Origin of the sequence: Kribbella pratensis, assembly GCF_004365355.1 — a bacterium.
Lineage (GTDB): Bacteria > Actinomycetota > Actinomycetes > Propionibacteriales > Kribbellaceae > Kribbella.
This window is the reverse complement of sequence record NZ_SODP01000001.1, coordinates 1,078,404-1,096,582: the sequence shown is the minus strand read 5'-3', so window position 1 is coordinate 1,096,582 and position 18,179 is coordinate 1,078,404. Positions and strand designations below refer to the sequence as shown.

Annotated in this window: 15 protein-coding genes; 2 read left to right on the top strand and 13 right to left on the bottom strand. The window is 68.2% G+C overall.

Going from position 1 to position 18,179, the window contains the following annotated elements:
• Window positions 1-36 precede the first annotated feature (36 nt).
• The 8 genes from EV653_RS05095 to EV653_RS05060 all read right to left on the bottom strand — a co-directional run bounded on the left by EV653_RS05095 (window position 37) and on the right by EV653_RS05060 (window position 9,692).
• Window positions 37-1,854: a hypothetical protein gene (locus tag EV653_RS05095; protein WP_134098411.1), complete on the bottom strand. Its 1,818-nt coding sequence runs from the start codon at window positions 1,852-1,854 to the stop codon at window positions 37-39.
• A gap of 18 nt (window positions 1,855-1,872) precedes the next feature.
• Window positions 1,873-2,895, bottom strand: a complete 1,023-nt coding sequence (locus EV653_RS05090) for an ABC transporter ATP-binding protein (RefSeq protein WP_134098409.1) — start codon at window positions 2,893-2,895, stop codon at window positions 1,873-1,875.
• Window positions 2,895-3,914 carry an ABC transporter ATP-binding protein gene (locus tag EV653_RS05085; RefSeq protein ID WP_238159574.1) on the bottom strand — a complete coding sequence of 340 codons (1,020 nt, stop codon included), beginning with the start codon at window positions 3,912-3,914 and terminating at the stop codon, window positions 2,895-2,897. The genes EV653_RS05090 and EV653_RS05085 overlap by 1 nt, the downstream gene beginning before the upstream one ends.
• Window positions 3,911-4,816 (bottom strand): ABC transporter permease, encoded by a 906-nt coding sequence (locus EV653_RS05080; protein ID WP_134098407.1) that lies wholly within the window; start codon window positions 4,814-4,816, stop codon window positions 3,911-3,913. Before EV653_RS05080 ends, EV653_RS05085 begins: the two co-directional genes overlap by 4 nt.
• Complete coding sequence (locus tag EV653_RS05075) at window positions 4,809-5,735, bottom strand: ABC transporter permease (protein ID WP_130446612.1); 927 nt, start codon at window positions 5,733-5,735, stop codon at window positions 4,809-4,811. The genes EV653_RS05080 and EV653_RS05075 overlap by 8 nt, the downstream gene beginning before the upstream one ends.
• On the bottom strand, window positions 5,732-7,345 hold the full coding sequence (locus tag EV653_RS05070) for a peptide ABC transporter substrate-binding protein (RefSeq protein WP_134098405.1): 1,614 nt from the start codon (window positions 7,343-7,345) through the stop codon (window positions 5,732-5,734). Before EV653_RS05070 ends, EV653_RS05075 begins: the two co-directional genes overlap by 4 nt.
• A gap of 308 nt (window positions 7,346-7,653) precedes the next feature.
• On the bottom strand, window positions 7,654-8,208 hold the full coding sequence (locus tag EV653_RS41560; protein WP_202871485.1) for a hypothetical protein: 555 nt from the start codon (window positions 8,206-8,208) through the stop codon (window positions 7,654-7,656).
• A gap of 866 nt (window positions 8,209-9,074) precedes the next feature.
• Entirely contained in the window at window positions 9,075-9,692 is a 618-nt protein-coding gene (locus EV653_RS05060) for a TetR/AcrR family transcriptional regulator (protein WP_202871484.1), read from the bottom strand.
• Window positions 9,693-9,769: 77 nt separating this feature from the next.
• On the opposite strand from EV653_RS05060, the gene EV653_RS05055 reads away from it, so the two are divergent.
• Window positions 9,770-10,402, top strand: a complete 633-nt coding sequence (locus EV653_RS05055) for a hypothetical protein (RefSeq protein ID WP_134098403.1) — start codon at window positions 9,770-9,772, stop codon at window positions 10,400-10,402.
• On the top strand, window positions 10,399-11,580 hold the full coding sequence (locus EV653_RS05050; protein ID WP_134098400.1) for a cytochrome P450: 1,182 nt from the start codon (window positions 10,399-10,401) through the stop codon (window positions 11,578-11,580). The genes EV653_RS05055 and EV653_RS05050 overlap by 4 nt, the downstream gene beginning before the upstream one ends.
• Here EV653_RS05050 and EV653_RS05045 read toward each other — a convergent pair.
• From EV653_RS05045 to EV653_RS05025, 5 genes are all read right to left on the bottom strand, one after another.
• Window positions 11,519-12,877 (bottom strand): FAD-binding oxidoreductase, encoded by a 1,359-nt coding sequence (locus EV653_RS05045; protein ID WP_134098398.1) that lies wholly within the window; start codon window positions 12,875-12,877, stop codon window positions 11,519-11,521. The genes EV653_RS05050 and EV653_RS05045 overlap by 62 nt on opposite strands.
• 51 nt (window positions 12,878-12,928) lie before the next feature.
• The gene (locus EV653_RS05040) at window positions 12,929-14,125 is read right to left on the bottom strand and encodes a M16 family metallopeptidase (protein WP_238159573.1); all 1,197 of its coding nucleotides are present in this window, start codon (window positions 14,123-14,125) and stop codon (window positions 12,929-12,931) included.
• A 113-nt stretch (window positions 14,126-14,238) separates the two neighbouring features.
• Window positions 14,239-16,464, bottom strand: a complete 2,226-nt coding sequence (locus EV653_RS05035; protein ID WP_134098394.1) for a polyribonucleotide nucleotidyltransferase — start codon at window positions 16,462-16,464, stop codon at window positions 14,239-14,241.
• 270 nt (window positions 16,465-16,734) lie between these two features.
• Window positions 16,735-17,007 (bottom strand): 30S ribosomal protein S15, encoded by a 273-nt coding sequence (gene rpsO, locus EV653_RS05030; RefSeq protein WP_134098392.1) that lies wholly within the window; start codon window positions 17,005-17,007, stop codon window positions 16,735-16,737.
• A gap of 116 nt (window positions 17,008-17,123) precedes the next feature.
• Window positions 17,124-18,086, bottom strand: a complete 963-nt coding sequence (locus EV653_RS05025; RefSeq protein WP_134098390.1) for a bifunctional riboflavin kinase/FAD synthetase — start codon at window positions 18,084-18,086, stop codon at window positions 17,124-17,126.
• Window positions 18,087-18,179 lie beyond the last annotated feature (93 nt).

Below are 18,179 nucleotides of genomic sequence, written 5' to 3'. Positions count from 1 at the left end.
TCCTGTCCGGCCTGTGGATTGGTGGGCAACAGGATCTCATCCTCGGGACCGGGCGCCCCGCTCGGCCTTGGGCACCCAGACCTGCAGCCCCATCGTCTGCTGGGCCGGGGCGAGCTGCCGGTAGTCGGCACGGAAGTCGAGCCCGCACGACTGCAACGCGGTGATCTCCGAATCCGAGATCTGCCGGTTCAGGAGGATCAGCGGAGCACGCTCCGGGTGGCTCTTCCGGCAGACCTCCTCGATGCCGGCCGCGGTCCGGGCCCGCTCGGCCGGCGCGATCCACGCCTCGCCCAGCGGCTTGCCGCCGAGGATCAGCACCAGGCCGGCCATCTTGTCGAACGCCAGCATCGGCCGGCCGCCGGGCTCGGTGTACGGGCGGAGAGCGTCGGCCAGCTTGCTGTAGTTCTCCGCGGCGGCCGGCGAAAGATACAGCCCTTTCAAGGCGGGCAACTTCGACGGCGCGGTCAGCTGGGAATGCCCGACCGAACGGTACGGATACCGGAACAATCCGGTGTAGGCGATCGAGGCGGTCGCGACCAGGGATCCCACCAGGACGAGTCCGAGCGTCACGCGCGCCACGATCGGTGTAGCCCAGATCCCGGTCAGTACTGCGATCATCACCGCGGCCCAGGCGGCGAACGCGTTGAACCCGATCGTGTACAGCGCGGTGTTCGTCCCGAACGCCTGCACCAGCGGCAGCAGCACGAGCACAGCGAGGATCACCCACGTGCGCGTGTTCTCGCGGCTCAGCCGAGAGCACTCCGTCACGCCGAACCGGTGCGCGATCACGGCGCCGGCGGCGGCGACCACCGCGACAAGTACGGCGGCCAGCAGCGTCACGGCGTACGTCGCGGTGTGCTGCGATCCGCCGATGGCGGCGCCGTCGACGACAACGCGTCGTACGGACAGGATCAAGGCCAGCAGGGCGAAGACCGCGGCGACGATCCGGAGCCAGCGCCAGCGGGCGATCACGGTGAGTGCGGTCGCGAGCAGCAGGAGGCCGTGGTCGCGGAAGGTCTGGCCGAGCAGTCTGATGCCGCTGGACCAGTAGAACTGGAGCAGCTCGGTCGGCGAGTACGACGTACCCGCGATGAACTTGTTGACGGTCAGGATGCCCGGCACCGCGACGTCGAGGCGGACCACGAACAGCTGGACGACGAGCGCCACCACCGCGACCCCGCCCAGGGCGAAAACGATGCCTCGGGCAACGGACCGCCACCCCTGACCGGCCAGCACGACCACCGCGGCGATCACGATCAGTCCGATCACCACGACCGAGGTCCACTTGGCCAGCACCATCAGGCCGATCACCAGTCCGGCCACGACCGGCAGCCAGAACGGCACGGGATCGCCGCGGTCGACCGCCGTCGCCATCCACAGCACGCAGGACACCAAGGTCAGCGCGCCGAGCAGGACGACATCGTTGTACCCGGGCGACTGCGGCAGCCAGGCGTAACACATGCCGCCCGCGGCCAGGATGATCGCCATCCCGGCCGGCTCCCACAGCTTCGTCGCCTGCATCCCCGGCCGCCGCCCGCGCAACCAGCGCATGAAGCTGTACCCGAAGAGCAGATGGACCACGATCACCGTGAACAGCCGGAACAGCCGCAGCCGCTCGATGTTGTACCCGAACCATTCGAAGATCGGGCCGTACAGGTACTGCACCCCGGTCAGCGCCAGCGGGTTGCTGTCCCACCACCGATACGACAGCAGGTAGTAGCCCTCGTCGGTGATGTCGAAGCCCTCGTTGGCGGCCCGGCCGGCGGTCAGGATCCACCACGCCGCCAGGCCGCCGGCGACCACGATCACCCCTACGAGCAGCGCCGTTCGCCTGCTCGCCGAGGAAACACCCACGGCCGCCACCCTAGGCCATCACTCAACAGCTATTGCTCCCGCCGCGGAGTAGGCACTCTGCGCATCCTCGGCGAAATGGCACGAAACGGTCTGCCCGGACGCGATCTCCCGCAGCTCGGGTACGTCGGTGCTGCACCTGGCCTCGGCCCGCAGGCAGCGGGTGTGGAACCGGCATCCGGACGGGGGCATCACCGGCGACGGCGGGTCACCGGCCAGCACGATCCGCTCGCGACCCTTCCGGGCCAGCCCGGGCTCCGCGGACAGCAGCGCCTGCGTGTACGGGTGCGCGGGAACGTCGTACACCTGCTGGTGCTCGCCCAGCTCGGCGACCTTGCCGAGGTACATCACCGCGACCCGGTCGGAGACGTGGCGGACCACGGACAGGTCGTGGGCGACGAAGATGATGCTGAGACCAAGCTCACGCTGCAGCCGCATCAACAGGTTCACCACCTGCGCCTGGACCGACAGGTCGAGCGCCGACACCGGCTCGTCACACAGCAGTACGTCGGGGTTGAGCGCGATCGCGCGCGCGATGCCGATCCGCTGCCGCTGGCCGCCGGAGAACTGGTGCGGGAACTTCGTCTCGTCCTCCGGCCGCAGACCGACCAGTTCGAGCAGCTCGCGGACCCGCGCGCGGACGTCGAGGCCCTTGCCGACGTCCGGGTGGACCTCGAACGGCTCGCCGACGATCTCGCCGACGCGCATGCGCGGGTTCAGGCTCGAGTACGGGTCCTGGAACACCACCTGGACGTTGCGCCGCCAGCGCCGCAGCTCGCGGCCGCTGAGCTTGCTGACGTCCACGCCGTTGTACTCGATCTGCCCCGCCGTCGGCTTCTCCAGGGCGGCGAGCAGCCGGACCAGCGTGGACTTCCCGCAGCCGGACTCGCCGACGATGCCGAGCGACTCGCCCTTGCGGAGCGTCAGGTCGACGCCGTCGACCGCGCGGACCAGGGTCTTGGCGCCGAAGTTCAGTGCCGGGCTGATGTCGTAGTGCTTGACGACATCGGTTGCCACCAGCAACTCGCTGCTCGTCTCTGGCATCACACCGCCTCCTTCTCGGCGAGCGTCGTACGGCGGATGCAGGCGGCGTCGCGTCCTGGCCCGACCGTGAGCAGCGGCGGCACCTCGGCGGCGCAGTCGTCGATCGCGATCGGGCACCGGGTCCGGAACGCACACCCGGACGGGATCGCCCGCAACGACGGCGGCGTACCGGGGATCGTCGGCAGCTCCTGGCCCTTGAGGTCGGCCGACGGCATCGAGCCCAGAAGCCCTTCGGTATAAGGGTGAACGGGATACTCCAGCGCCTCCGCCGTGGCGGCACGCTCGACGACGTGCCCGGCGTACATCACGACGACGTTGTCCGCGACATCCGCGACCACGCCGAGGTCGTGCGTGATCAGCACGACGCCCATCTGCCGCTCGGCCTGGAGCTCAGCGATCAACTCGAGGATCTGCGCCTGCACGGTGACGTCGAGCGCGGTGGTCGGCTCGTCGGCGATCAGTACGTCGGGATCGAGCGCGAGCGCCATCGCCAGCATCACGCGCTGGCGCATACCGCCGGAGAATTCGTGCGGGTAGTCGTTCACCCGCTTGGCCGCGGCCGGGATCCGCACCTGGTCGAGCATCTCCGCGGCTTTTGTGAGAGCGTCCCGCTTGGACAGCCCGCGGTGCACGCGATAGCACTCGGCGATCTGCGTCCCGACCGATTGGACCGGGTTCAGCGCGGACAGCGAGTCCTGGAACACCATCGTGATCCGGTCCCCGACGATCCGCCGCCGTTCCTTGGTGGTCATCTGGATCAGGTCGGCGCCGCGGTACTCCGCCGTACCTTTCAGGATCCGGCCGGGCGGCATCTCGAGGATGCCGGTCAGAGCCTGGGTCGAGACGCTCTTGCCGGACCCGGACTCCCCCAGGATCGCCAGCGTCTCGCCCGCACGCACCTGCCACGAGACACCATCGACGGCCCGCACCGGGCCGCGTGGTGTGTCGAACTCGACGGTCAGGTCGTCGACCTTGAGCAGTACTTCGCCGTTCTTGTGTGCAGTCATCTGTGCAGTCATCGCAGCAACTTCGGGTCGAGGGCGTCCCGGATCGAGTCGCCGATGATCATGAACGAGATCGTCATCGTGGAGATGAACAACGCCGGCCAGATGAACAGGTGCGGCGTGTCGCGGTACGACGCGGCCACGCCGAACTGCGAACCCCACGAGATCGACGGCGGCTGCAGACCGACGCCGAGGAAGGTCAGCGCGGCCTCCAGCCCGACCATGCCGCCGATGCCGAGCGTGGTCATCGCCAGCAGCGGCGCCATGGCGTTCGGGAACACGTGTTTGCGCAGGATCCGGATCGGCGGCACACCGATCGACCGGGCCGCCAGCACGTACTCGCGGTTGCGGACCGAGAACACCGTGGCGCGCATCAGCCGCATGCCGCCCGGCCAGCCGATCAGGAAGATGACGCCGACGATGATCCAGATGCTCCGGTTCTGCACGGAGTTCAGGATCACGATCAGCACCACGATGCCGGGGATCGAGAACAGTACGTCGGCCGTCCGCGAGATCAGGCCGTCGACGAAGCCGGGGAAGTATCCGGCCAGCAGACCGAGCGAACCGGCCAGGATGAACACGCCGAAGCTCGCACAGATGCTGACCAGCACCGACGGGCGGGCGCCGTAGATAACGTTGGCGAAATAGTCGCAGCCCTGGATGTCGAAGCCGAACGGATGCCCCGGGCCGCGGCCCTGCCGGCTCTTGGCGAGCTCGCAGAACCGCGGATCGGCGGACGTGAACAGCTTCGGTACCGCCGCCATCGTGAAGAACGCCAGCAGCAGCAGACTGCACAGCACGAACTGCGGCTTGCGCAGCAGCGCCCGCAGCAGTTCGCGGTTGGACAGGGTGCGGCCGTCGCCGAGCTCCTGCGCCTCGGCGCCGACGGCCGCGGTGATCTGTTGGACGTCAGACATTGCGCACCCTCGGATCCACGACGCCGTACAGCACGTCGACCAGCAGGTTGATCACGATGAACGAGATGAAGGCGAGAGTCGACAGCAGCACCACGACCCCGCCCTCCTTCAGCTTGATCGCCTGGAACATGAACTGGCCGAGCCCGGGCAGGTTGAAGATGCTCTCGGTGATGATCGCGCCGCCGAACATGCCGGCCAGGTCGAGCCCGATGAACGTGATCACCGGGAGCAGCGCGTTCGGCAGGATGTGCCGCCAGAGCACCCGCTGCTCCCCCAGTCCCTTGGCCCGCGCGGTCTTCACGAAGTCCGCGTTGACCGTCTCGACGATCGACGTCCGCAGCAGCCGGGCCAGCCCGGCGAACCCGAGGACGCCGATCACCAGCGCGGGCAGCAGGTACGACCTCGGGAACCCTTCGAGCACACCCGACACCGGGAACCACTTCAGCTCGACCCCGAACAGGTACTGCGCGGCGAAGTACGCCACCAGTCCGGGGACCGCGAGCAGCACCAATGTTGTCAGCAGCAACGACCGGTCCACCCAGCCGTTGCGCTTGAACCCGGCGTAGATCCCGAAGAACAGCCCGAGCGTCCACTGGAACGCGTTCGCGAGCAGTGTCAGCTTGAGCGTCACCGGGATCCGCAGCCGGAGTTGATCGGCGATGTCGGCTCCGGCGAACGTCGTACCGAAATGCCCGGTGAGGATGTCCTTCATGCTCAGCAGGTACTGGACGATGAAGGGGTCGTCGAGGTGGAACTGGGCCCGTTTGGCCGCCAGCACGGCCGCCGGGATCGGCTTGTCGCCGGCCAGTTCCCGCAGGGGGTCTCCGGGCATCGCGAAGACGAGCGCGTAGACCCCCAGCGTGACGACCAGTCCGATCGGGATCGCCGCGAGCACGCGGCGAAGGACGAAACGAATCACTTGAACGTGGCCCAGAGCGCCGAGACACCGACGTACTTCGACACGCGCGGCTCGATCTTGGCCGAGTGCAGGTACGCGTTCGACTTGGTGTACAGCGGGATCAGCGGCATGTCCTCGAGCGCGATGTCCTCGGCCTGCTGGTACAGCTTGATCGCCTTCTCCTGGTCCGGCTCGGCGTCGCCCTTGGCCAGGACGGCGTCCAGCGCCGGGTTGCTGTAGCCGGCGAAGTTCGCGTCACCGTTGGTCTTGAACATCGGCGTCAGGTAGTCCTCGATCGACGGGTAGTCGTGACCCCAGCCGCCGAACCGCAGACCGTCCAGCTTGCGGCTGTCGGCCAGCTCGGTGATCTCCGAACCCTGCTTGCCCGTGTATTTCACCTGCAGGCCGAGGTTCTGCCGGAGCATGTTGCCGATCGCCTCGGCGAAGATCTGACCGGTCGCGGACGTGGTGCTGTAGCTGATGTTGACCACACCGGAGAAGCCGCCCGCTTCCTGCAACAGCTGCTTGGCCTTGGTCGCGTCGAAGTCGCAGTACTTGCAGGCGTCGGGGCGGTAGCCGTTGATGTCCGGCGCGATCAGGCCCTTGGCCGGGTCGGACAGGCCGACGAGATCGGCGAAGGCCTTGCGGTCGATCGCCTCCGAGAACGCGTGCCGCAGCTTCGGGTTCTTGTACCGCGGGTCCCAGGCCGGGAACACCAGGTAGTTCGCGCCGGAGCTGACGCTGGTCACCCACTGGTCGGGCGCATCGGTCTTGAAGCTCTTCACCTTGGTCGACGGCACGTCGGTGAAGTCGACGTTGCCGGCCAGGAACTCGTTGTACGCCGTGTCCGCGTTCGGGATGAACCGGTACGTGATCGAGTCGGCCTCGGGCGCGGCAGAAGCCTTGTAGCCGTCCCACTTGGCCAGCTTGATGTCGTCACCGGCGTTCCAGTCGGCGGCCAGCTTGTACGGGCCGTTGCCGATCGGCTTGCGCTTGTAGGCGTCCGGGTTCTTCCGGACTTCCTCCGGCAGCGGGGCCAGACCGAGGTACTGCAGGGTCAGGCCGAACTGCGAGAACGGCACCTTCAGCTTCACCGTGAAGGTCAGGTTGTCGACCTGCTTCAGACCGCTCAGCGTCTTCACCGCGGTCGGCTTCGGCGTCGCGCCGTCGGCCGTCGGCGGGTTCAGCGCGTCGTACCCGTCGACCTTGGAGAAGAACCCGTTGTTCTTCCAGGCGTTCGAGCCCTCGGCGGTCATGTTCCAGCTGTCGACGTAGTCCTTCGCGGTGACCGGCTGGCCGTTCTGGAAGGTGTTGCCGGGCTTCAGCTTGATCGTCCAGGTCTGGCTGGTCTTGTCCGGTGTGACCGAGTCGGCCATCACGTTCTGCAGCTTGCCGGTGTTCGGGTCCGTGGTCACCAGCGGGGCGAACATCGCCATCGCGATCTGGATCCCCGGACTGCCGTTCTCGTTCAGCGGGTTGATGTACTCCAGCGGGTCGGCGGCGATCGCGATCACCTCGCTCTTGGCGCCTCCGCTGCCGGAGCCTCCATCGCTGCTCTTGCCGTCTCCACATGAGGCGAGCACCAGCGCTAAGCCGAGTGCCGCCCCCACTACCCCAGACAGACGTCGCACGGTCAAACCAACTTCCTCGGCGGGAGGGCCGCTAGGCGGGCGGATCAAGCGTCATGGTGGCTGGTCGAAACTGCGCATGTCAACGTTGTCAGGCACAAAGCGGCGGCGCGTAACGTAGGCGTTACTTTGCCAAGACCTCAGATGACCAGCCGCTCCTCGCGGAGCGAGCCCTCACTTAATCAGATCAGTCCGTCAGAGTCATCAGATGACAGGAGAGATCACAGCAATTTGGCCATGTGCTCACAAATGCGCAGTACCCCACTGCACCGAGTATTCGAACGCCTGCACGCAGTGGTCGCTCACTCCCGCTAGGCCGCGAACAACCGAGCGAACCGGCCGGTTTGCCGAGCCATCAATTCGGGGTAGGTTCCTTCCTGCACCACCGCGCCGCCGTCGATCACGTAGATGCGATCCATCTCACGAAGCGTCCACGCGCGGTGCGAGACCACGATCGTGACGCGTTCTTCCTTGGTACGCCGGAGCTCCGCGAAGATCTCGCGCTCCGCTTCCGCATCGATCGCCGACGTGGGTTCGTCAAGGATCCAGACCCCGGCGCCCCGCAGCCGGATCCGCGCCAGCGCAAGTCGTTGCCATTGACCCCAGAGATCCCAGTGCCGGCGAGCCGCCTCGCCTTGGTCAGGTTCGTCGCGGTCGCCTTCCCCGCGCCGTTCACGCCGACCAGCGCGACGACTTCGCCAGGGCGCCTCGATGCAGAGGTCGCGCAGCACGGGCACATCGCCGTACCTGAAGCTGACATGCTCGAGGGCAAGCGACTCGACCTGCGGGAGCACGAGCTGTCGGGCGGCAGGCGGCACGCTACGTACGAATCGCCTGTCGGTCACATCGAGTACGACGTCAGCCATCCGGGAGGGACCCGGACGGCATCGAGCAACGAATCGCGGGCAGTACGGAACGCATCTAGCACGAGGATCCTCTTTCACGCAGACAGGCCGGAGCCGCGCCGGGTGACCGGCGCCGCTCACCTCAGCCGTCAGATGCGTGTCATCCCTGAATCGAGCGCCGCCCGTTCAGCTGGGATCCAGTGGCAGATCATGTGGGACGCGTACCGACCCACGCTAGTACCAGTCCAGGCCAAACCTAGGCCGCGCCAGCCCGGGGTGGGTCGCCGAACCGCTCAGGGGTTGACCCCCGAGACGGCCGGTTAGGTCGGACGACGCGATGCGGTGCCTGCTCGCCCCAGCCCGGCGATCGCAGACGGGTTTCACCTGCAGCTCGACTGGACGTATACCTACGCTGCCGACCAGCGTCCGCCCACGCACACCTGAATCCAGCCCCCACCCCCGAACACGTCCTGTCGAGCTGCAGACACCACCCCCACTCGCACCACTCCACCCCCACCACTCCACACGCAGTCACCACCAACTCGCCACACCACACCAGCGACCAGACCTGGGCGGCGCCGGCCTGGGCGGCGCCGGCCTGGGCGGCGCGGGCCTGGGCGGCGGCCGCACTGGACGCTTGAACCGCTCGGGGGTTGACCCCTGAGACGGTCGGTTGGCCCCTGGCATACAGCAGGGATAACCGACCAGCTCGAGGGTTGACCCCTGAGACGCGCCAGTACGAACCCGGGCAAACGGGGCGGCGGGTCAAAGCCGGAGGCCCCGGGCAGCGGGGGGCGGTTACGGCGCGAGGCCGCGGGCGGCAGGGCGGCGGGTTACGGCGCGAGGCCCGGGGTGGCGGGGGACGACCCGGATTGCTTGGGGCGGCGCTAGTGGGGTGGGAGGAGTTGTGTCACGAGCGCGTCCGCGGTCCAGTGTTCCCAGCGGGTGGGTGACCAGCCGCGGCGTGTGGTGAAGAACTGGTACATCTCCGGGCTCTGTAGGGCGAGGGCGATGTCGGTGGCCATCGCAGTGTCGAGGCCGTCGCGTAACGGTGTCTTGGCGGCGAGGGCGGTGATGAAGCGGTCCATCACGACGGCGCGCTGGGCGTTGTTGGTCATCCATAGCTCGTGGATCTCGGGGTCGCCCGGTGCGGCATGCGCGACGACCTGGAGGACGGGTGCGACCCGCTCGTAGATCGCGCGGGCGATCCCCGCCAGCTCCCGCAACTGCGCCACCGGATCGGGATTGTCGATGGCGGCGAGCACCCGGGGCCGTTCCAACGTCGGCACCGGCTCGTCGTCGCCGGCGATCGCGACGTCGAGCAGCTCGCTGAGCAGGGCGCGCTTGGTGCGGAAGGTGAAGTACAGCGTCTGCACGGCCATTCCGGCCTCGTCGGCGATCGCCTGCATCGACGTCGCGGAGTACCCCCGGCTGGTGAACAGGGTCTGCGCTGCCGCCCGCATCCGCTGCCGGTTGGCCTGCGCTTTCTCCGCTCTCACGCTCATGCCGCCAGGTTACCAGTTGACTAGAGTGAGGCACTAGTGATTCGCTAGAGCAATACTCTAGTGAAATCGGAGCAGTGATGACCGAGACCCTTCCGGCGCCGACCGGCCTGCGTCGGCAACTCCACACCACCGCACGACTGACCGCGTTCATCGGCGGGCCGGTGTTCTGGCTCGGGACGCTGCTGCACCCGGCCCGCGACGGCTGGAGCATCGCGAACGTCGGCGAGCGGTACGGGCTGACGCACGACATCCAGGCGGCCGGCCTGGCGCTGCAGATCGTCTGCCTGGCCAGCATGCTTGCGCTGGGCAACCAAATCGGCCGCCGGCGCGATCTCGGTGCCTGGTACGCCGCGTTGGTCGGCACGCTGCTCTGGTTCGCGCTGATCATCTTCGACGGCTCGCACAACCCGGTGCGGGCGGAGTACGCGCCGAGCATGGTGCACGAACCCGCGGATCTCGACACACCTGCGGCGCTGATCGTCTTCCCGGCGCTGCTCGTCTTCCCGCTGAGCTATCTCTGGCTGGGCTGGACCCTGCGGAAGCGGCTACGGCTGGTCGGCCTGCTGCTGGGTGCCGGGGCCCTCGCCTACACGATCGGCGGTCTTTTCATCTTCACCGCGGGTCCGAAGTTCGGCCTGATCCAGATTTTCGAGGTTGCCGGCGCGACCGTGTACGCCGTCGGCTACATCCTGCTCGGGCGGCGGGCATGAACCTCATCGAGTCCCTGCTGTCACCGGCCGGCCGGGCCGATCCGTTCCCCTTGTACGCCGAGGCGCATCGTCTCGGTCCGGTGCTGCCGATCGCCGACACCGTCTTCGTGATCGTCGGCTACGCGGCGGTCAACGAAGTACTGCGGAACCCGGGCTTCGGGATCCGGACCGATCCGTCGAGCCAACCGGCGCTGGAGTTGATGCAGCGATCGATCCTGCGGGCGAACCCTCCGGATCACGGGCGGATGCGGTCGCTGATCTCGCAGGTCTTCACCCCCCGGCGCGTCGCGGCTCTGCAGCCGGCGATCGAGAGCGCGGTCGACGACCTGCTCGACGGTCTCCCGGCCGAGGTGGACTTCATGGACCGGTTCGCCTTCCAGTTGCCGGTCACGGTCATCTGCGAGCTGCTCGGCGTACCGACCTCCGAGCGGGATCGCTTCCGCCCGCTCGCGTCCGACCTGACCGCGGCGCTGGAGCTCACCGACTCGTCGGACGAGGCGGCGGACGCGGCGGCGCGTGAGCTGGGTGAGTACTTCGTCCGGCTCATCCGCGACCCCGCGCCCGACAGTCTGGTCAGCGCGCTCCTCGCCGCCCGAGACGCGGGCGACGGGCGGCTGTCCGACGAGGAACTGCTCGCCAACCTGATCCTGCTGCTCGTCGCCGGCTTCGAAACCACCACCGACCTGCTCGGCAACGGCCTGGCGATCCTGCTCGACCAGCCGGAACTCGGCTCAGACCCCGCCGCCTTCGTCGAGGAGGTACTCCGCTACGACTCCCCCGTGCAGGTCACGACCCGCATCGCCCGCGCGGACGGACTGTCGGCCGGCGGCATCCCGATGCCCGCGGGCAGCGATCTCATCCTGCTGCTCGGCGCCGCGAACCGTGATCCGGTCCGCTTCCCGCAGCCCGATCGCTTCGATCCGGCGCGCGCCGACAACAAACCACTGAGCTTCGGCGCCGGCGCGCACATCTGCCTGGGCAACAGCCTGGCTCGCCTCGAAGCGAAGGTGGCCTTCGCTCGCCTGCTCGACCGCTTCCCGACAATTTCCGCGGCCGGACCAGCCACCCGCCGCGACCGGCTCGTCCTCCGCGGCTACCAAACACTGCCGGTCCGGCTCAGTTCGGCGGAATGTTCTGGTTCAGGTGGAACAGGTTCCCAGGATCGTACTTCTGCTTGAGCGCCTGCAGCCGGTCGTATGTCGTCGCGCCGTACGCCGCCCGGATCCGGTCGCTGCCCTCGTCGGTCAGGAAGTTGACGTACACGCCGGCCTGATGAGGTTCCAGCGCCCGGGACGACTCCCGGACCCATTCGCGCTGCGCGTCGAACCCGTCCGGACCGAGGGTCGCCCCAACGAAGTTGAACGCGTGCCCGTGCGAGCGACCGCCGTACGCCGTACTGTCCGGGTCCATCCGCGCGATCGCGCCGCCGAGGTGGAAGATCGGGAACAGCGAGTACGGCGAATCGATCGCGAGCCCCCGCTCGACCGCGATGTCGATCACCTCGTCGGTCAGCTCGTCGACGTCGCACGCGCGGGTGTAGTACCAGCGGCCGTGCGGGAAGGTCGGGTCGAGCATCGACTGCAGGCTGAGGAACGGCCGCGGCGTGCAGAGATCCAGCATGGGCGGCGCGAACGCCTTCAGCGGTGCAACCACCCGCTCACCGTTCTCGACCGAACCCGAGTAGCTCACGACCACGACCACTGCCGGCCGGGCGTGCAGTTCGGACGGGATCGTCGGCAGCGAAGGCAGACACCGGTGCACCACCGCGGTGGTCAGCTCGTCCGGAACGTCAGCGATCCAGTCGCGATAGAAACGCAGGACCTCCGGAGACTGCTCCATCGGCCAGGCGACGATTCCGGCGTACACCGTCGGGCCGACGGGATGTAGCTGGAACTCGAACTCGGTGACCACGCCGAAGTTCCCGCCACCACCCCGGATTCCCCAGAACAGCTCGGCGTTGGTGTCCGCACTCGCCGTCAGCAGTTCCCCCTCAGCCGTGACGACGTCGACCGACAGCAGGTTGTCGATCGTCAGCCCGTACTTGCGCATCAGCCAGCCGATCCCGCCGCCGAGGGTCAGTCCGGCAAGCCCCGTATGCGTGACGATCCCGGCCGGCGTCGCCAGTCCGTACTCCTGCGTCTCGCGATCGAGCTCCCCCAGCAGTACGCCGGCCTGCGCGCGAGCGGTACGACGTACCGGATCGACCCGGATCCCCTTGAGCAGGCTGAGATCCAGCACGATCCCGCCGTCACAGGTCGAGTGGCCCGGGAAGCTGTGCCCGCCCCCACGCACCGCGACCGGCCCGCCGGTACGACGGGCGTACGCGAGCGCACTTCGGATATCGGCGACCCCTGTACAGCGTGCGATCACCCCGGGCCGACGATCGATCGACCCGTTCCACACCTTGCGATACTCGTCGTACGACGGATCGCCGGGCTGAATCAGCTCACCCCGGAAGTCCTCGACCGTGCCCATGACCTGCCCCCAAGCCTCCCCCAGGCCAGTTGTCAGTCTGCCACCAGAGAGCTACACGGTGAAGGCGGTGGTGTCCTCGTCGAACGGGCCCATGACGGTTAGGGCGGGTGTGCCGGCGTAGAGCTCGGCAGCCAGTGCGGTGACGTCGTCGAGGGTGACCGAGTCGATCCGGTGCAGGATCTCGTCGACCGTCGGGAGCTCGCCGTAGACCAGCTCGGCCTTGGCGATGCGGGTCATCTTGGCGCCGGTGTCCTCGAGGCCCATCACGACCGAGCCGCGCATCTGGCCCTTGCCGCGGAGCAGTTCGTCCGGCGTGATGTTGCCGCTGGCAATCGACTCGAGCTCGGCGCGGATCACGTCGAGTACTTCGGGGGCCTTCTTCGGCAGGCAACCGGCGTACACGCCGACCATGCCTGAGTCGGCGTACGCCGAGCCGAACGTGAACACCGAGTACGCCAGGCCGCGCTTCTCCCGCACTTCCTGGAAGAGCCGCGACGACATCCCGCCGCCGACGATCCCGTGCAGGACGCCGGCGATGTAGCGGCGCTCGTCGCTCCGGACCAGGCCGGGCATGCCGAGCACCAGATGTGCCTGCTCGACATCGCGGTGGTGCACCCGCACACCGCCGTACGTCGGGACGCGCTTGCCGGGAGCACGCCGTACGGCGACGGGTTCGGCCTCCGCGGTGACCCAGTGACGCTCGAACGCCTTGCGGACCAGGCGAACGACCTCGGCGTGATCGACGTTACCGGCCACCGAGACGACGATGTTGGACGGCTTGTAGCGGCGCCGGTACCAGCCGACGATCTGCTGACGGGACAGACCGGCGAGCGTTTCCGGCGTACCGGTGATCGAACGGCCGAGCGGGGACTTGCCCCACAACTGCTCGGCGAACAGGTCGTGGATGTGGTCCGACGTCTCGTCGGCGTGCATCGCGATCTCTTCGTCGATGACGTCGCGCTCGCTCTCCACGTCCGCGGGGGTCAGCGTGGCGGAGGTGATCATGTCGCAGATGACGTCGACCGCGAGCGGCAGGTCGGAGTCGAGCACCCGCGCGTAGTAGCAGGTGTATTCCTTGCCGGTGAAGGCGTTCATCTCACCGCCGACCGCATCGATCGCGGCGGAGATCTCCAGCGCGTCGCGGCGCTCGGTGCCCTTGAACAGCAGGTGCTCGAGGAAGTGTGTGGCGCCGGCCAGCTGTTCCGGTTCGTCCCGGGAGCCGACGCCGACCCAGAGCCCGAACGTCACCGATCGGAAGCCTGGGACGGATTGGGAGAGCACACGAAGCCCGGAGGGCAGGACGGTCCGTTTGACCGGACCGCCCGCCTCCGGGCTCAGCAGTGTGCTGGTGATTGCACGAGTCACTCGGCCGCGGACTCTGCCTTCTTCTCGTCGTCCTTCTTGCCTTCTTCACCCTCGATGACCGGGATCAGCGAGAGCTTGCCGCGGTCGTCGATCTCGGCGATCTCGACCTGCAGCTTCTGGCCGACCGAGAGCACGTCCTCGACGGCCTCGACCCGCTTGCCACCGGCCAGCGGACGCAGCTTGCTGATGTGCAGCAGGCCGTCCTTGCCCGGCAGCAGGCTGATGAACGCACCGAAGTTGGTCGTCTTCACGACCGTACCCAGGTAGCGCTCGCCCTTCTCCGGCATCGTCGGGTTCGCGATCGCGTTGATCGCGGCCCGGGCTGCCTCGGCCGACGGGCCGTCGGTCGCGCCGATGTACACCGTGCCGTCGTCCTCGATCGAGATGTCGGCGCCGGTGTCCTCGGTGATCTGGTTGATCATCTTGCCCTTCGGGCCGATGACCTCGCCGATCTTGTCGACCGGGACCTTCACCGAGATGACCCGCGGGGCGAACTCGCTCATCTCACCCGGCGCGTCGATGGCCTTGGCCATCACGTCCAGGATCGTCAGGCGGGCGTCCTTGGCCTGGGTCAGCGCACCGGCCAGCACGCTGGCCGGGATGCCGTCCAGCTTGGTGTCCAGCTGCAGGGCGGTGACGAAGTCCTTCGTGCCGGCGACCTTGAAGTCCATGTCGCCGAACGCGTCCTCCGCGCCCAGGATGTCGGTGAGTGCGACGTACTGCGTCTCGCCGTCGATCTCGCCCGAGATCAGGCCCATCGCGATACCGGCGACCGGCGCCTTCAGCGGCACACCGGCCGACAGCAGCGACAGCGTCGAGGCGCAGACCGACCCCATCGAGGTCGAGCCGTTCGAGCCGAGCGCCTCGGACACCTGACGCAGCGCGTACGGGAAGTCCTCGCGCGACGGCAGCACCGGCACCAGGGCCCGCTCGGCCAGCGCGCCGTGACCGATCTCGCGGCGCTTCGGCGAACCCACCCGGCCGGTCTCACCGGTCGAGTACGGCGGGAAGTTGTAGTTGTGCATGTAGCGCTTGCGGGTCTCCGGGGAGAGCGTGTCCAGCTGCTGCTCCATCCGGAGCATGTTCAGCGTGGTGACACCCAGGATCTGGGTCTCGCCGCGCTCGAACAGCGCCGAGCCGTGCACGCGCGGGAGCACCCGCACCTGCGCCTTGAGCGGCCGGATGTCGGTCAGCCCACGGCCGTCGATCCGGACCTTCTCCTTCAGCACGCGCTGCCGGACCAGCTTCTTGGTCAGCGAGCGGAAGGCTGCGGACAGCTCCTTCTCGCGGCCCTCGAAGTCGGCGGCCAGCTTGTCCACGGTCGCGGCCTTGACCGCGTCGGTGGCGTCGTCACGCTCGTGCTTGCCGGCGATGGTCAGCGCCTGGGCGAGCTCCTCGCTCGCCGAGGCCTCGACCGCGGCGAACGCGTCGTCGGCGTAGTCCGGGAAGACCGGGAACTCGCCGGTCGGCTTCGCGGCCCGCGCGGCCAGGTCGGCCTGCGCCTCGACCAGGGTCTTGATGAACGCCTTGGAGGCCTCGAGGCCCTCGGCGACGATCTCCTCGGTCGGCGCCTGCACACCGGAGGCGACCTTCTCGAAGGTGCCCGGGGTCGACTCGGCCTCGACCATCATGATCGCGACGTCACCGGAGTCGGTCACGCGACCGGCCACCACCATGTCGAAGACCGCGTCCTCGAGCTCGGTGTGGGTCGGGAACGCCACCCACTGGCCCTCGATCAGCGCGACGCGGACGCCGCCGATCGGGCCGGAGAACGGCAGGCCGGCCAGCTGGGTCGACATCGAGGCCGCGTTGATCGCGAGCACGTCGTACAGCTTGTCCGGGTTGAGCGCCAGGACCGTGATGACGACCTGGATCTCGTTACGCAGGCCGGACACGAACGACGGCCGCAGCGGGCGGTCGATCAGCCGGCAGGTCAGGATCGCCTCTTCGGACGGGCGGCCCTCGCGGCGGAAGAACGAGCCGGGGATGCGACCCGCGGCGTACATCCGCTCCTCGACGTCCACCGTCAACGGGAAGAAGTCGAACTGGTCCTTGGGCTTCTTGCTGGCCGTGGTGGCCGACAGCACCATCGTGTCGCCGTCGAGGTAGGCGGCCGCGGAGCCCGCGGCCTGCTGGGCCAGACGGCCCGTCTCGAAGCGGATGGTGCGGGTGCCGAAGCTGCCGTTGTCGATGACGGCCTCAGCGAATTCGGCGCCCTCCATGGGCGCACTTGTGGATCCCGACACGGGATACCCCTCTCTCACAGTGTGACGACTGCGAGGCGCGAGCTGCCGGGGTGCCGGTCTTCGATCGAGGCCCGCGGAAACTGTTGTTCCGAAGGCCACTACCGAGGACCGGTCGTCCTCCCGCTACGCGCTTCGCGTCGCCTCGTACGTCTTGTCTGTATTCAGTTGTGCCGCGACCGGGATTTCACCCGGGCGCGGATACGCCAGGAGCGGCCACCCAGGTTTCGGGGGCCGCTCCTCGCGACGTCATCGGCGAAGGCCGAGCCGCTCGATCAAGGACCGGTAGCGGTTGATGTCCTTCTTCGCCAGGTAGTTCAGCAGCCGGCGGCGCTGGCCGACGAGCAGCAGCAGGCCACGACGGCTGTGGTGGTCGTGCTTGTGCTCTTTCAGGTGCTCGGTGAGGTGTGCGATGCGGTGCGTCAGCAGCGCGACCTGGACCTCGGGGGACCCGGTGTCACCCTCGGTCAGGGCGTACTCACCCATGATTTGCTTCTTCGTTGCGGCATCAACAGATGACACAGGTTTCCTCTCGATTTCCGTTGCGCGGCGCACCGGGGCATTCTTCACCCGAGCACTCTCTGTCCGCGGCCGTTCAGACGGCAGCAGCCAGCGTATCAGTCCGTGGACGCGTCACCCTAATCCCTGGCCAGCAGGGTGCGGGCGCCGTCGACGTCGGCCTTCATCTGCACGAGCAGGTCGTCGATGGTGTCGAAGCGGATCTGCGTGCCGCGCAGCCGGGCCACGAAGTCGATCGCGACCTTGGCGCCGTACAACTCGAGGTCGTCGCGGTCCAGCACGTACGACTCGACCCGGCGGTCCACGCCGTCGAACGTCGGGTTGCTCCCGACGCTGATCGCCGCGGGCAGCGGGTCCGGGTACGCCGGAGCGCCGGACGCCGGTGTCAGCACGGTCAGCCAGCCGGCGTACACGCCGTCCTGTGGCACCGCGGCGCCCGGGTCGGCCGGGATGTTGGCGGTCGGGTAGCCGAGCTCGCGGCCGCGCTTGTCGCCCTCGATGACCACACCGGTGACCCGGAACGGCCTGCCGAGCGCCTCGGCGGCCGCCTCGACGTCACCGTCGGCGAGCCGCTCACGCACGTACGTCGACGACCAGGGCTGCTGCTCCCCCGCCAGGCTCAATCCCTCGACCTGGAAGCCGTACTGCGCGCCCGCCTGGACGAGCGTGTCGACGTGTCCGGCCGCCTTGTGGCCGAAGCGGAAGTTCTCGCCGACCACGACCGCCTTCGCGTGCAGCGCCGTGACCAGCACCCGCTCGATGAACTCCTCCGGCGACCAGCCCGACACCTCCTTGGTGAACGGGAGGATCAGCACCGCGTCGGCGCCGTACCGGCCGAGCAGCTCGGCGCGCTGTTCGGGCTCGCTGAGCATCAGCGGCGCGTGGTCGGGCCGCAGTACCCGCATCGGGTGCGGGTCGAAGGTGAGCGCGACGACCGGCAAGCCGCCCAGCTCGGCCGCCCGCGCCTTGGCGTGCGCGAGCACCTCCTGGTGACCGCGGTGCACACCGTCGAAGTTGCCGATCGTGACGACCGTCGGCCCGAAGTCCGGGCTCACCTGGTCCAATCCGTGCCAGACACGCATGGCAGCAGGATTCCATGGTCGGCCGACACTGCGTGCACCAGGTCCGCCATCACCCCTTGTGATCGAGTGGTAACTCAACTTAGGGTGGGGCCG